Origin of the sequence: Microbispora sp. H10670 (assembly GCF_014161385.1) — a bacterium.
Lineage (GTDB): Bacteria > Actinomycetota > Actinomycetes > Streptosporangiales > Streptosporangiaceae > Microbispora > Microbispora triticiradicis.
On the sequence record NZ_JABBWW010000016.1, the window covers coordinates 41,827 to 57,103 of the forward strand.

A 15,277-nucleotide genomic window follows, 5' to 3' on the forward strand; every position below is an offset into this window, starting at 1 on the left:
GTCACCGCGGAGGTGCCAGGTGCTGGACCGGATCGCCGATCCCAGGGGGCGGCGCACGCCGTACGGACCTCCCGACGCGGTGGAACGGCTGGCCGCGGCCCTGCCGGGGCGCATGCGCGACGCGCTTCCCCCGGTCATCCGCCTGGGCAGCCCGTGGCCGGTGCGGGTCGACGTGTTCCTGGAGGACGGCGTCACCGAGGACGAGGTCGAGCGCTGGGTCCCCGCGGCGTCGGCGGCCGGCTCCCACGGGGACGCCGTCGACCTGGCGGTGCGCGGCGGGCGGGTGGTGGGCGTACGCGGCCGGGCCGGTGACCGGGTCAACCACGGGAGGCTGGATCCGCGCGAGTGGCCCGCCTGGCGGCCGCGCCCGGGACGGCTGACCCGCCCGCTCGTACGCGAGGGCGGGCGGCTGGTCGAGTCGACGTGGGACGCCGCGATGGACCGCGTCGTGACGCGGTCGAGGCGGCTGCTCGCCGCGCCCGGCGGCTGGGGCCGCATCGCGTTCCACACGGGGCCCCGGCTGTTCCTGGAGGAGCACTACACGCTCGCCGTGATCGGCAAGGCGGGCATCGGCACCCCGCACATGGACGGCGACACCCGGGGGTGCGCGGCGGCGGCAGCGGCCGCCCTCGCGGCGAGCTTCGGCACCGACGGTCAGCCCGGTTCGTACACCGACGTGGACCACTGCGACGCGCTCGCGCTGTGGGGCCACGACTGCGCGGCCTGCCACCCCGTGCTGTGGGAGCGGATGCTCGACCGGAGGCTCGGCCCCGGGCCGCCCGCGATGATCGTGGCCGATCCGGACCGGACGCCCGCCGCCAGGGAGGCCGACGTCCACCTCGCCGTGCGCCGCGGCACCAACGTGGCGCTGCTGAACGGCCTGCTGCACGAACTCCTCGCGAACGGCTGGCACGACGCGGCCTACGTCGCCGCGCACACCGTCGGCGTCGAACGGCTGTGGCGGACCGTCGAGGCCTACCCGGCCAAGCGGGCGGCCGAGATCTGCGGGGTGCCGGTCGCGCGGATCGAGCAGGCCGCCGAGATCCTGGGCGCCGCCGAACGGCTGGTGTCGACCGTCGGCCCGGCCTTCCTCGGCTCCAACCAGGCGACGGCCGCGGCCTGCCAGGTCGACAACCTCCACCTGCTGCTGGGCATGCTGGGCAGGCCCGGCGCCGGGCTGTTCCAGCTCGGCGGCCCGGGCTGCGACGCGCTGGAGACGGGCTCGGCGGGAGACCTGCCCGGCCTGCGCAACTGGGCCGACCCGGGACACGTCCGCGAACTGGCCGGGCTCTGGAACGTCGACCCCGCCGTCATCCCGCACTGGGGGCCGGCCACCCACGCGACCCAGATCCTCGGGTACGCCGAGGAGGGCTCCGTCGGGCTGCTGTGGATCACCGCGTCCGACCCCGTGAGCGCGACTCCAGGGCTCGAACAGGTCCTCGCCCGAGAGGACCTGTTCGTCGTCGTCCAGGATCCGTACCTCACCGAGACCGCGCGGCTCGCCGACGTCGTGTTCCCCGTAGCCGCCTGGGGAGAGAAGACCGGGACGGTGACCGGCGCCGACCGGACGGTGCACCTGTGCGAGAAGGCGGTGGAGCCACCGGGGGAGGCGAGGGCGGACCTCGCCGTCCTGCTCGACTACGCGCGGCGGATGGACCTGCGCGACCGCGACGGCCTGCCGCTCGTCGGCTGGACCGACGCCGAGTCGGCGTTCGAGGCGTGGAAGGCCTGCTCGGGGGGCCGCCCCTGCGACCACACCGGCATCACGTACGACCGGCTGCGGAGCGGCGGCGTGCAGTGGCCCTGCACGCCGGCCGGCTCCTACGGCGCGGAACGCCTGTACGCCGGGGGGAGGTTCGCCACCGAGCCGGGGCGCTGCCAGGCGTTCGGCGCGGACCTGGCCACGGGCGCGGAGTACGGCGAGGAGCGGTACCGCGCCGACGACCCCCGGGGGCGGGCGTTCCTCCACGCCGCCGACTACGAGCCGTCTCCGGAGGTGGCCGACGACGAGCATCCGCTGGTTCTCCTCGTCTGCCGGGCGCCGCGCCGCTCTCCCGCCCCGCCGCACCTGGAGGTCCATCCGGGCGACGCGGCGGCGTACGGCGTGGAGGAGGGCGACCTCGTGCGGGCCGAGTCGCCCCGGGGCGCGCTGGAGGCCGTCGCCCGGCTGTCGGGCGTGCGGCCGGGAGCCGTCGTCCTCCGGCTCGACGGCCGGTCCGAGGCCGTGGCGCGGGCGGCGGCCGAGCTCACGCTCACCTCGTGGGACCCGGTGTCGCGGCAGCCGCTGCGCACCGCGGTGGCGGTGCGCCTGGTGCGGGTCGCCCCCAGGCCGGGGGAGCCCGCCGGAGCGCTCACGCCCGTGGAGGGCGTCTGCTCCGCCGCCGCGCCCCTCGGGCACGGCGTCGCCGTCAGCGAACGCTACGAGGAGGTCTGACGTCCGCGATCACCGGAGAAGGGTGGGGGCCATGGGCACTGACACCGCGCGTACGGCCGGCGGGAAGGCCGTCTCCGGGTGGGCCGATCGGTGACCGTCCACCTGGCGGACTATCTGGAGCTTCTGCTGCGGACGGAGCACGAGCTGTCCGGCGGGTTCCACGCGCTGTGGCGCGGCCATCCCCGGGAGCCCGACCTGTGCGGCGTGTGCGAGCGCCTCGCCGCGCAGTGCCGGGCGCACGCCGAGCGGCTCGAGCCGTTCCAGCGGCGATACCGGGGCCCTCAGCAGATGGAGCATCGAATGGAGCCGTGGGCGCCGGATACGGCGATTCTGGACGCGACGAGGACAGAGCTCCAGCGGGCGGGCCCCGAGGGGGTGGGTCTCGTGACGGCGGTACGCCTGCGGCTGACGCCCGCACGCGCGGCCGGAGGAAAAGGCGGTAACGGCGGGGACGGCGGCGGTCTGGTCCTGCTGCGCGAGCTGCACCGGTTGTACCTTCTCGCGACCGAATGCGAGCTTTCCTGGAGCGTGGTCGCACTGGTCGCCCGCGGGCTCAAGGACGACGATCTCCTCGACCTGGCCGGTCGCTGCACCCCCGAGACGGCCGTTCAATTGCTCTGGCTGCGGACCCGGATGCGCCGGGCCGCGCCGCAGGCCCTCGCCGTCGCGTCCTGGTGAGCCTGCATATCGCGCGGATTCATACAAACGCGGAGAAGAATCGTCCGGAGGACGCGGTCTCGTTCTCGTCTGTCGCCATTGTCGCAATTCACGACAGGGCTCAGGCAGGGCTGATTCGCCGACAAATGTCGTCATGTAGGGATTATCAAGACCATGTCTCGGGATCGTTGCAGAAAATAGATTGCGCTCAGATGGTGATAATTGGTAGAAAATGATTACGACGAGGCGCGTCGCACAGGCCACTACGGATGGGCGTGCCCACAGACGACGCCGGTGCTCATGGCGGGGGCCGCACCGGCGGTGCGGAACGCCGGGGAAAGCGCGTCCGGCACCGCGGTCGTTTCATATATATCGGTGCCGACGCCTGCCGCGGCAGGCGTCGGCACCACCGATGTCCGTCCCGCTGTCCGTGTCGACGGCCTGGCGCCGCCATGTGCGGATGCGCGCGGGCGTCACCGTCGAGGACGTCGCTGCGCGAATGTCCTGGGTGATGCCGGTGTGGGAAGTGGCCGTACCGGAGACGTCGCCGCCTGGGATTCGATTGCCGATGAGACGGAAGGACGGCCTGCCAGGCCTCGGCGGTACCGCCGCAGGGGTGCCAGGATATGGGTGGTGGGCGATACTGGGATTGAACCAGTGACCTCTTCCGTGTCAGGGAAGCGCTCTCCCGCTGAGCTAATCGCCCGTGCCCGGATGTCGTCCGGGCTCCGAGCGGAAGACGGGATTCGAACCCGCGACCCTCACCTTGGCAAGGTGATGCTCTACCACTGAGCCACTTCCGCAGCCATCGCTCGGGTTTCCCCGGCGACGCATGCTCAACTCTAGCGGATCCCCGGGGGTGCCGGTGCCAACTGTTCCCACCCGGAGAGCGATCCGAGAGCGACCGGGGGCTCGGCGTCGCGGTGAGCCGTTGACCCGCCGGAGAGGACGTGCGCAGGATGAGGCGCAACCGTACGCGAAGGGAGTTACCCGCCATGGCGAAAGTGCTCATCATCACGGGCGACGCGGCCGAGGACCTGGAGGTGATGTATCCATACCAGCGGCTTCTGGAGGAGGGCTACAAGACGCACATCGCGGCGCCTTCGGCGAAGAAGCTCCAGTTCGTCGTGCACGACTTCGTCGAGGGCTACGACACCTACACCGAGAAGCCGGGCCACACCTGGGCGGCCGACGTGGCCTTCGCCGACGTGGACCCGGCGGAGTACGACGCGCTGGTGATCCCCGGCGGGCGCGCGCCCGAGTACCTCCGCGGCGACCGCGACGTCCAGGAGATCGTGCGGCACTTCGCCGACGCGGGCAAGCCTATCGCCGCGCTCTGTCACGGTCCGCTGATCCTGGCCGCGGCCGGGGTGCTCAAGGGCCGGGAGAGCAGCGCGTACCCCGCCTGCGCCACGGACGTCGAGAACGGCGGCGGCACCTGGGTCGACAGCGAGGCGCACGTCGACCGGAACCTGGTGACCGGGCGGGCCTGGCCCGACCACCCCGCCTGGATGCGCGCGTTCATGAAGGTGCTGAGGGCCGCCGTCCCGGCGGGCTGATCACGACACCTACTTTCGGGGACGGATCCGCTATCGGGGCTGTCATCCTGTGAACCCGAAGAAGTTCAACGGCGGTCGCCTATGACACCCATGGCGCGGCCGGGTTTGGACGGTTGGAGAATGAGGCCCCTTTACTCCTCGCGGTTCACTTCGGCGAAGGCCACGCCGGCCGCGTAGGCGTGGTCCGCTTCTGCCGGGGCGGGCAGGCCCGATTGCGGCGCTGTGCCACGGCCCGCTGGTGCTGGGGGCGGTGGTGCTGAAGGGCCGGGAGAGAAGCGCGTATCCCGCCTGTGCCCTGGACGTCGAGATCGGCGGCAGCACGTGGGTGGACAGCGAGGTGCACGTCGACCAGAACCTCGTGACCGGGCGGGCCTGGCCGGACCACCCCGCGTGGATGCGCGCGTTCCTGAAGCTGTTGCGCGCCGCCGCGCTCGCAACGAGTTCGATCGTCTGCCACCAGAGCTGGTGGCGCTCGCCGCACTCGCCGAGTCCGTACAGGCCGCTGGCGCCGGGCCTGTCGTCGATATCGGACCGGCCCCGGCCCTGTGAGGGTGCTCCTGCGAGACGTGGACAGAACGCCCTCGGTGCCGATTCGTCGCCCAGGACCGTCGAGCGCGACCGCAGAGCCTCGGGCGCCGCATGTCGTCATCGATTGCGCCTTGAACACCGGGTTCGTCCTCGTACGAACCGTGTCGGCTGGATAGAACCTCCCGGCCGCGTCCGGCCCTGCTGTTGGTGGTGCTCCCCCACAGGGGCCGGAGCCCCCCGGTGCGTGTCCTGTCGTGAGCGAAGCGCCCGCTGTGTGATCGCAGGTGATCTCTGTTGATTTTTGCGGGAAATGGAAGTTTCCTAATATGTATTCTGGTGACATGCAGAGAAAATCTATTTTTTTTCTGACCAAGTTCCCCGCTTGTGGAATGTTGTGCATATGTCCGCATGGCTCATACAAAAGCGCGTGGCAACCCACATCTCCACGAAGGGGAATCGGTGAGAAAGTCGCGGAGTGTTCTCCCTGTTTTACGGGGAGTTTCCATGCGGTCGTCGGGGAGGAGGAAAACCCTGGTGGCGGCTCTGGTCCTGGCGGTACTCGCGACGGGCTTGCCGGCGACGGCAGAGGATGCCTCCCAAGCGTCCGGCGCGGTTCCGCAACCGGTGCCGCCACCGCTGACGCAATTTCCGAAACCAAGGGATGCGGACGCCCCTTTACGGGAGGCGATCGCGGAGGCGAAAAAACAAGGCAAGCCGGTACCGGTGCCGTCGAAGGACACCGAGACGAGCTGGACCTGGGCCTATCCCGATTCTCATCTCACGACGGAGACCTGGGCGGGACCCGCTCGCGTCAAGCAGCCGGATGGCACGTTCCGCTGGGTCGACACAACGCTTGAGGAGCGCGACGGCGCGCTCTATCCCAAGGTCGCGAAGGTGGGCGTGCGGATTGGCAATGGCGGTGACACCCACCTCGCAACTCTGGAACGTGCCGAGAAGGGCCAGTCGTTCGCAGTGGACTGGCCTGCGAGACTGCCCAAGCCGCGGATCGAGGGCAACAAGGCGATCTACGACATCTCCACATCTGATCTCAAGGCGGATCTGGTCGTCACCGCGCTGGCCACCGGCTTCCGGCACGATGTGGTGCTTCGCGAGCGACCCACCGGCCCTGTGGAGTTCCGTCTCCCGGTGCGGTCGGAGGGCCTGAAGCTGAGCGAGACCAAGGCGGGCGGGCTGAAACTGACCGACGCCAAGGGCAAGGTCGTGGCCTCTGCGGCCGAGCCGTTCATGATGGAGGCGCCGAGCACAGACGCGAAGTCCGCGCCGAACATGCGCGGCCAGATCGACACGCGAGTGGTCGGCAAGGCCGGTGACCAGACGCTCGTCATCAAACCGGATCCCAAGTTCCTGGCGGACAAGGACACGACGTACCCCGTCACCGTCGATCCGACCGTCTCACTGACCGCGACGATGGACGCCTGGATACAGTCCAGGACGGGTGCCGCAGACGCGACCGACTCGGTCCTGAACGTCGGCACCGGCACGTACTACCAGTCCGAGCGCCGCTGCTCGGGCAGCGTGTGCTCCTACACCAACAAGATCTACCCGAACTTCCTTCGCGGCTATGTGGGCTTCGGCGACGATGCCAGCGGCTTCGCCGGCAAGTACGTGGAGTCGGCGACGCTGCAGTTGCTCGGCTCCTACGCCGGCTCATGCGTGGGTCGTACGCTCACCGCGTCGCCGGTCACTTCCTCCTGGGACACGGACTCGCTGTCGTGGAACCTGCGGCCGTCCACCACGAGCACGGGGGCGGTCACGATCACCCCCAGCTGCGGCTCCGACACGGTCACCAGTCTCAACGTCACCCAGATGGCCAGGAACTGGTCGGCCGGAGGCGGGTTCTACGGCGTGGAACTCAAGTCGACGGAGGACACCCGGTCCAGCTGGCCCGACGAGTCGAACCCGATCTCGGCCCAGTACTGGTCGTTCTACTCCGTCGAGTCCGGCCAGTCGCCGCCGAAGCTGAGCGTCAACTACCTGCTGCCACCGGAGATTCCCACAGTGACGGGGGAGTCGATCGACTCGATCGCCGGTACCGACGCCATCTCCCGCACCAGCGACGTGAAGGTCAACTACTCCTCGACCTCCATAGACGGCAAGAAGCTGGACTACCTGGTCTCGATCTCCGACCCGACTACGCCCATCCCGGTTCCCACCACAACACCGTCGCCGAGCCCCAGTCCGTCGCCGACTCCGTCTCCGTCCCCGGCGGGCACCGCCGTTCCCGGGCTGGTCGCCGCGTACGGGATGAACGAGGGCACGGGAACGGCGGTGGCGGACCAGTCCGGCACCGGCAACGCGGGTACGGCGAGCGGCACGGCCTGGGCGGTCGGCAAGTTCGGCCAGGCATTGTCGTTCAACGGCACCTCCAGCAGGGTGAATGTGAACAACTCCGCCTCACTGCAGCTCACGAACAAGATGACCATCGAGGCGTGGGTCAAGCCCTCCAGCGTCAGCGGATACCGCACGGTCATCATGAAGGAGGCGTCGAGCGATGCGTCCTACGCCCTTTACTCCAGCATCAACGGTGGCTTCTTCCCCGGAATGGGGATGTCGGGACCCACGAGTTACCTGCAGATCGGCGGAAGCATCGCCAGCGTCACCGGCCCGACCGCGCTGCCGACGAATACCTGGAGCCATATCGCCAGCACCTACGACGGCACAGTCATCAAGACCTACGTCAACGGCACCGTGGTCGCCCAGAGCACTGTCAGCGGCAACCTCGCGTCCAGCACCGCGCCTCTGCGCATCGGAGGCAACAGCATCTACGGTGAGTACTTCAGCGGGTTGATCGACGAGGTCAGGGTCTACAACGTCGCTCTCACCCAAGGGCAGGTCCAGTCCGACATGAACACCGCCGTCGGCAACACGGCGACGGTGGACAATCCGCCGACCGCTCCGGGGACGCTTAACGCGGTCGCCGGTCCCGACACCGTCGACCTGTCCTGGGCCGCGGCCACCGACGACCGAGGCACGGTCACCTACCAGGTGCACCGCTCGACGACCGCCGGCTTCACCCCGTCGGCGGCCACCCGCGTCGCCACGGTGAACGGCCTGACCTACAGCGACAGCGGCATGGTCCAGGGCCAGTACTACTACCGGATCGTGGCGGTTGACAGCGCCGGCCAAATGGGCCCGGCGTCCAACGAGGCCGCGGCAAGGACCTCCGCGCAACTCTTCCCGCCTGTCACGGGGTCGCCTTCGGGTCAGGTGGTGAGCAACGAGTTCCAGCTGGGCAGCCCCGACAGCTTCAAATTCAAGATCAAGGCCTGCCTGAGCGGCATCCCGGTCCGTATCTGCAACGAGACGCCCTACTACCGCATCACCACGGACGCTCCGTTTGCTCCTAGCAGCCTCTCGGTAAGTCTTGAGGATCCGCAGAAGCCAATTCTGTCGGGTATGGCCGCCAGGCCTTCCGGCGGGTCCGTGACAGCCAAATTCTTTCTCTACAACAACGCAGGACTGCCGGTAGGGGCGGTGCCCCTCGGCGTGGTCCAGGTGGCAGGTGGAGAGCGGGCCGAATTGGCCGTACCGGAAAACCTCCTACAGCCTGGCGCTTTTTATACATGGAAGATGCAGGCGTGCGTACAGGCGATCTGCTCGTCCAGGACGGAGGCGGAGGGTTTCACCGTCGAAGGTACGGATGAAGCAACCGAGGACGCCGCGGATGCTGTACAGCGGGTAACTCTCCGAAGCGACGCCTTCGCCATCATGACAGGCCCGGCCAGCGCGACGGCCTGCGGAGGGGGCCCCTGCTCCCTCACGGAGAGCGGCACGATCAAAGTAGGTGGATCGGGTGACGATAAGACGGTCACTGTTCTGGGGATCAACGTCGCGGACATACCAGGAAGCTCTGTCTTCACGAATACTGTGCTCGATTTAGGATCGCCGGTATGCGCAGGAGCCCCCTGCCCGGCGAACCTGAACCTGTCGGTACGCCCCTTGGATACTGAGGTCACGACTGACACCAAGGGTTCCCAGGTGAGTACGCTGCCGGGCGGCGAGGCGCAGGCAGCGCCCGTGCAGGCGGCGACATTCACGGTGACGGGCCAGGAGCTCTCCTGGTTTGCCATTGATAGTGACTCCGCCATCCCCGTTGTCTTCGGAGACGCCGCCGCGCCGGTGTCGCCCACCGTCTCTGTCGCGTACATCCCGCCCGGACCGCCTGGACCCATTGTCAATCTGAAGGCCACGCCAGGCGATGGCGGCGGTACCGTCAGCTGGGGTGTGCCAGAGACGAATGGTTCTATGGCGATGCTGGAAGGCTACGATGTCGAAGTCCTCGACCAGAGCGGTGAGGTCCTTACGACCACCGATACGGGCGACCCGACGGCGCTTGTCGACGATCTCGTGAACGGGGTCACCTACACGATCCGGGTACATGCGCGGACGACTGTCGGGACAGGAGAGTGGGTGTCGACCTCGTTGACCCCTCGCGCCAGCAGAGCCGGCTCCATCGACTATGCAGAGACGATTAAGAGCTTTTACGAGGCTCAGGACGCGGTCCTCGAAGGTCGTGTGCCGGAAGTCTGGGCATTGCCGCAAGCCTCTCCATCCGCTCCGCTGGCCGCCAGACTGGCGTTACTCAACACACAACTCGTGAGCGAGAAGCAGAGCATGGACGCGGCCGGCATGCGTCGCACCGACTCCACCATCTCCTTGGCCAGCGCCGTGGTACAGGCGACGGACGACACGACCGTGCTGGTGGATGCGCGTGTAGACCGAAGTTGGAAGATCGTCAGTAAAGACGATCAGGGGCAGGAACAGGTCACGGTCCGCCAGACGAGCGAAAGGGAGACTTTCGCCTTCCAGCGGGACGATCGACTCTCCTACGAGATGGGGTCGGTCGATCTCCAAGAGGACTCCAGCGACCTGGTCGCAGGGGACGTCCTGGCCGAGTTGGAGGCTGCCGAGACCGCCCAGGAGAGTCCGATCCGCCAGGGCGACTCCGGCAGGTCCCTTCAGAAGAAGTCCGGCCCTTCGGTCACGGCAGACAAACTCGCCTCACCGAACTCCGCTGCGGCCTCTCCCGACTCCCCCTCCGGGTGCGGTGGTTACTTCGACATTGTGCGCCGGGGGTCCGCGCCGATCCTCAGACCCGTCAAGGGAGCCGCGATTCAGACCGCCGTACGTTCTCGCTGGCTCAAGCCGGAACTGTGCGTGGACAGTACGACGTGGCCTATCTACAGATTCAGCGCCATAACAAAGATGTACACGAATTCCTCCTTCTGGAGTCCCAAGAAGAAGAACAGCAAGGGTAAATGGGTGATCGACAAAACCCAGCAGCAGAAGAACAAGTACATCTACGACCACTCTCGGCTCGACCTCTCCAGCAGCGCCTGTTTTGCGGCGAACACCACAAGCTTCACAGTCGGGGGCGAGGTCTCGGTAGAGAAGGGTGGAGGCAGCTTTGGAGGAGGGGCCGCGGTCGCCGGTCAGATTACTCAGAGCGGCAACGAGTTCTGTCAGCCCTATGAGGCTGAGGGGCTGGTGGCGGCCGGCATCCACGAACTCTCGTTCGCCAGCGGATCAGTCGTCGCACGATGCTGGGGATCGGGAGGAAACACCTGTGACATCAAGGCCTACGGACATAGTGCTTTCCCTGAATTTCGCATGAACTACTGGGTGTCGCCGTCTCAGGATCGGCAGTGTCATCCCGTGAACCCGAAGAAGCTCAACGGATGCAAGAAGATGAAGGTGCTGCACGGTCGTAAGGCGGACACCGGATTCCTGCAGCGGAACGGCAACCGTTACTGAGAGCGGTAGCGGCCCTGGAGAGGGCGGCCGGAGGGACGGATTCCTTCCGGCCGCCCTGCCCGAGCTTCAACAGTGAGGAGCCTGACGGAATTGTTATGGCGCATCGTGATTATGACGGCTGCTATGTTCGTGATTGCGAGCTGTGATACTCAAGCGGAGACGACCCCGCGGCCTGCCGCGCACCAAGCGGTGCCCTGCTCGTCGTCGAGGTGTGCGCACGTGGAAAAGGTATTGACCACGGGCATGATGATCGCGAACCCCGAGTATGTGGTGCAGCCCTGGCCTGGGGGCCCCGTCATCGACGACGGCGAGATCACCGTCACAGTGCTGGTGCGGCCGCGATCCGTCCCCGATGAAGCGGCGCGGCGGGTGTTCGAGGTCGTGCGGCAGGACTCGGGTGAGGTTCGCTCTCCGCGTCTGCCCTACACGGACATGACGCCGCTCCTTTTCGGCGCCGCGCATGAGGTGTCGCATAACGCCCTGCTGCTTCTCGACAGGCTGCCGAGCAACGTCCTCGTGACGGCGGTCGTCGAATTGAAGCGCCCTGTGCCCATGGAGGAGATCAAGAAGACGACCGACCTGATGTCGCTGGATCTCGTCCTGTCGCCCATGACGCCTCTGACGCGGACGGGCCCCGACGCCTGGACGGTGAGGCCCCTGTACTGGCCCAGCGGCGTGACCTGTGAGGAGCGCGATCGGCCTCGATGCGACGACAACGACCAGCTCTCTCAATTCCGCAGTTGGGTGGCCGCGCTCAGGGACGACGATGGCGTCATGCTCAAGACGATGGGTCTCGATCTGCCGCGGCTGCGATCCGCCGCCTCGGCTGGGCTCGTATACGGGTGGATCGCTTACGGGCAGCCTGAGGTTATCCGGCCCAGCTTGACAGGGCCGCTGGTGAAAGTGGCCCAGATCGCAGAGATGGCACCTGTCCGCGACAAAAACCAGGTAGTCGTGCCGTTGCCACATCGTCGCTGATCGCCGGGGCGGGACAGATGCTCGCGGTGCTCGCACAGCGCGAAAGCAAAGGATGCGAAAGCAAAGGATCCGGATGCCCCTTGACGGGAGGCGATCGCGGAGGCGAGAAGCAAGGCAAGCCGAGACCAGTGCCCTCGGAGGACACCGAGATGAGTTGGACCTGGTCCGGAAACCCCGAGGAGTATTCCGTATGCGAGGCCGTCTGCTTGGTGCACTCATTGTCGCCCTGCTGGTCACCTGCGCCTGTGGCGGTTCGGAGGCATCGAGCGCTCCGCGTCCGTCGGCACCGTTTCCCAATCATGGGGAGCTGATCGTGAAAGCCGCCGCTGTGATGACGAACCCGGGACGACGGCTGGATCTGTCCAACTGGTACAGGGAGCCGCAGGGGAGTGGCTACCGGATAGGGCCGACGGGTGAGTTATGGTCGGGCTTCCGGGGACCGGCACGTATCTCCCCCAGCTCTTACGCCGTCACCTTGGACGCGGCAGGGAAAGTGGTCCAGGTGCCTGAGCCGTCGCCGGATCCGATTTCCCGTGCGCTCCTCGGGCTGGGAACGGGAGCCGGCTTCGGCACGGGGGCGAAGGGGGACGGCAGCGCCTGGGTGCTGAAAAGACTCCCGCCGGGCCTGACCGTGGAAGCGATAATCGAGTTCAAGAAGCCGGTGACGGAGAAGACCCTGGGCGTGGAGAACGGCCCTCCGGAGCGTGTGCTCCTGTCGAGGTCCCGCAAAGCTGGCTCGTCGCTCTACTGGGATGGCGACGAGGGGTGCGCGCCAGGCTCTCGTTGCGTGGAGTGGTCGTCCGTGGACCAGTTCAGAAGTTGGGTCGCGCGGCTCGCCGGCGCCGACGAATTGAATCTGCGGAAATTCGGACTGGAACTAGGAGAGCTGAGAAAGGCGGCCTCGGACGGACTGATCTATGGAGTCGTCACCGAATCGTCGCCGAGGCGGGTGCGCGAGATGAGCCGCGACGAGAACGTGCTGGGAGTCTGGATCACTGACATATGGCCCTGCCCCAGGAAGGAGCCCTGCCCCTGAGCGTCCGGGTGGCCGGCAACACCGGGAGTTCCGTCCCAGACCGGCCAGACCGGCCCGGACCGGCCACCGGCATGGACACACCGAAGGCTCTGCGTACGTGCTCCTCCAAGAGATTCTCGGACTGATCCTGCCCGAAAACGGGCAAGAAACTTGTTAGTCGGCATCCGCGCTGCGTTAGGGTCCTTCTCTGTGTCCACGGCACGGCATCCCTTCGAGGATCTGATCGGCCATCTCACCCGGACCACCTCGCTGGGTCCGGGTGAGGCGGCCCGCGTGGTGGCCGACGTCCTGGCGTACTTCGGCGAGCCCGCGGAAGAGTACGTGCGGCGCCGCCACGGCGAACTCAAGTCGAGGGGGCTGACCAACGACCAGATCTTCCCCAGGATCTCCGCCGAGCTCGCGGGAAGGCGTGTCGCGGCACCGGAGCTGACCCTGCGCCAGCTCCGGAGGATCGTTTACGGATAGGAGCGGTTATGTGCGGAATCGTCGCTTACGTCGGGCCGAAGGATGCGGCGCCCATCCTGCTCGAAGGTCTCCAGCGGCTGGAGTACCGGGGCTACGACTCGGCGGGCCTTGCCATCGTGAACTCCAGGAGTCTCAAGACGCGCAAGGTCAAGGGCCGGGTCGCCGACCTGGCTGCGGCGGTGCCCGCGAAGTTCAAGGGCACGATCGGGATCGGGCACACCCGGTGGGCCACGCACGGCGCGCCCAGTGACGTGAACGCGCACCCGCACCTCGACCAGGAGCAGCGGATCGCCGTCGTGCACAACGGCATCATCGAGAACGCCGACGAGCTGCGCCGCCGCCTGGAGGGCGAGGGCGTGAAGTTCGAGAGCGAGACCGACAGCGAGGTGCTCTCCCACCTCGTCGGGCGGATGGTCAAGGAGACCGACTCGCTGCGGGAGGCCGTGCTGCGAGCGCTGAAGAGCGTCGTCGGGACGTACGGCATCGCCGTCGTCGACGCGCAGCGCCCCGGCGAGATCGTGGTCGCCCGCAACGGCAGCCCGATCGTCCTCGGCCTCGGCGAGAAGGAGATGTTCGCCGCCTCCGACGTCGCCGCGCTCATCCGCTACACCCGGCAGGTCGTCCACCTGGAGGACGGCGAGCTCGCGGTCATCAAGGCCGACGGGTTCAACACGTTTACCAGCGACGCCCGGGAGACCGCCAAGGAGCCGTTCACGGTCGACTGGGACGCCGGTCACTACGACAACGGCGGCTACGAGCACTACCTGCTCAAGGAGATCTCCGAGCAGCCCGACACGGTCGCCCGCACCCTGCGCGGCCGCATCGACGACCGGTTCCACATCGCCCACCTCGGCGGCCTCAACATGGACGCCCGCGAGACCCGGTCCTTCCGCCGCGTGAAGATCATCGGCTGCGGGTCCGCGTACTACTCCGGGCAGATCGGCGCGCAGCTCATCGAGGAGCTGGCCCGCATCCCCGCCGACGCCGAGCCGGCCTCGGAGTTCCGCTACCGCAGCCCGGTCGTCGAGCCCGACACGCTGTACGTCGCCATCAGCCAGTCGGGCGAGACGTACGACACGCTCGCCGCGGTGCAGGAGCTCAAGCGCAAGGGCGGCCGGGTGCTCGGCATCGTCAACACGGTCGGCAGCGCCATCGCCCGGGAGACCGACGGCGGCATCTACCTGCACGCCGGGCCCGAGGTCTCCGTGGCCTCCACCAAGGCGTTCACCTCCACCGCCGTGGCGTTCGCGCTGCTCGCCCTGCACCTCGGCCGTGTACGCGACCTGTCGCCGGCCGACGGGCGCAGGATCTGCGACGGTCTGCGGCGGCTGCCCGAGCAGATCAAGGAGATCCTCACCCTGGAGGACCGGATCAGGGAGCTGGCCAAGAAGTACGCCGACGCGCCGGGCATGATGTTCGTCGGCCGGGTCCGCGGCTACCCCGTGGCCCGCGAGGGCGCCCAGAAGCTCAAGGAGATCTCCTACGTCCACGCGGAGGCCTACCCGGCGAGCGAGCTCAAGCACGGCCCGCTGGCGCTGATCAGCCCCGAGCTGCCGACCGTCGCGGTCGTGCCGGACGACGAACTGCTGGACAAGAACCTCACCACGCTCGGCGAGATCCGGGCGAGGCACGGGCGCATCCTCATGGTCGGCCACCGCACCTCCGAGGCGGCCGACGACTGCATCGTGGTGCCCAGGAACGAGGTGGAGCTGGACCCCATCCTGCTCACGATCCCGCTCCAGCTGTTCGCCTACCACGCGGCCGTCGCCCTCGGCCGCGACGTCGACCGCCCCCGCAACCTCGCCAAGAGCGTCACGGTCGAGTAGCTCCTCCACATCCCGTCCG

The 15,277-nt window shown here is 67.8% G+C and carries 9 protein-coding genes and 2 tRNA genes; 9 read left to right on the top strand and 2 right to left on the bottom strand.

Annotated elements, in window-relative coordinates:
- Positions 1–19: 19 nt before the first annotated feature.
- Together HHX33_RS21930 and HHX33_RS21935 are read left to right on the top strand one after the other, a co-directional pair.
- A complete protein-coding gene (locus tag HHX33_RS21930; RefSeq protein WP_182876265.1) occupies positions 20–2,434 on the top strand; it encodes a molybdopterin oxidoreductase family protein in 2,415 nt (804 codons plus the stop codon).
- 90 nt (positions 2,435–2,524) lie between these two features.
- Positions 2,525–3,112: a hypothetical protein gene (locus tag HHX33_RS21935; RefSeq protein ID WP_182876266.1), complete on the top strand. Its 588-nt coding sequence runs from the start codon at positions 2,525–2,527 to the stop codon at positions 3,110–3,112.
- 610 nt (positions 3,113–3,722) lie between these two features.
- On the opposite strand, the gene HHX33_RS21940 is transcribed toward HHX33_RS21935, so the two are convergent.
- Both HHX33_RS21940 and HHX33_RS21945 read right to left on the bottom strand, forming a co-directional pair.
- Positions 3,723–3,797, bottom strand: a tRNA-Val gene (locus HHX33_RS21940).
- A gap of 25 nt (positions 3,798–3,822) precedes the next feature.
- A tRNA-Gly gene (locus HHX33_RS21945) sits at positions 3,823–3,894 on the bottom strand.
- A gap of 192 nt (positions 3,895–4,086) precedes the next feature.
- Between HHX33_RS21945 and HHX33_RS21950 the strand changes: the two genes are divergently transcribed.
- The 7 genes from HHX33_RS21950 to glmS all read left to right on the top strand — a co-directional run bounded on the left by HHX33_RS21950 (position 4,087) and on the right by glmS (position 15,258).
- A complete protein-coding gene (locus HHX33_RS21950) occupies positions 4,087–4,650 on the top strand; it encodes a DJ-1/PfpI family protein (protein ID WP_182876267.1) in 564 nt (187 codons plus the stop codon).
- A gap of 211 nt (positions 4,651–4,861) precedes the next feature.
- Positions 4,862–5,476, top strand: a complete 615-nt coding sequence (locus HHX33_RS37725) for a DJ-1/PfpI family protein (RefSeq protein WP_396785411.1) — start codon at positions 4,862–4,864, stop codon at positions 5,474–5,476.
- A gap of 236 nt (positions 5,477–5,712) precedes the next feature.
- Positions 5,713–10,953: a LamG-like jellyroll fold domain-containing protein gene (locus HHX33_RS21960; RefSeq protein WP_182876268.1), complete on the top strand. Its 5,241-nt coding sequence runs from the start codon at positions 5,713–5,715 to the stop codon at positions 10,951–10,953.
- A 219-nt stretch (positions 10,954–11,172) separates the two neighbouring features.
- Positions 11,173–11,931 (top strand): hypothetical protein, encoded by a 759-nt coding sequence (locus HHX33_RS21965; RefSeq protein ID WP_111700691.1) that lies wholly within the window; start codon positions 11,173–11,175, stop codon positions 11,929–11,931.
- 313 nt (positions 11,932–12,244) lie between these two features.
- Positions 12,245–12,967: a hypothetical protein gene (locus HHX33_RS21970; RefSeq protein WP_182876269.1), complete on the top strand. Its 723-nt coding sequence runs from the start codon at positions 12,245–12,247 to the stop codon at positions 12,965–12,967.
- Between the two features lie 189 nt (positions 12,968–13,156).
- Entirely contained in the window at positions 13,157–13,432 is a 276-nt protein-coding gene (locus HHX33_RS21975; protein WP_030505148.1) for a hypothetical protein, read from the top strand.
- 8 nt (positions 13,433–13,440) lie between these two features.
- A complete protein-coding gene (gene glmS / locus HHX33_RS21980) occupies positions 13,441–15,258 on the top strand; it encodes a glutamine--fructose-6-phosphate transaminase (isomerizing) (protein WP_111700693.1) in 1,818 nt (605 codons plus the stop codon).
- The last annotated feature ends 19 nt before the right edge of the window (positions 15,259–15,277 follow it).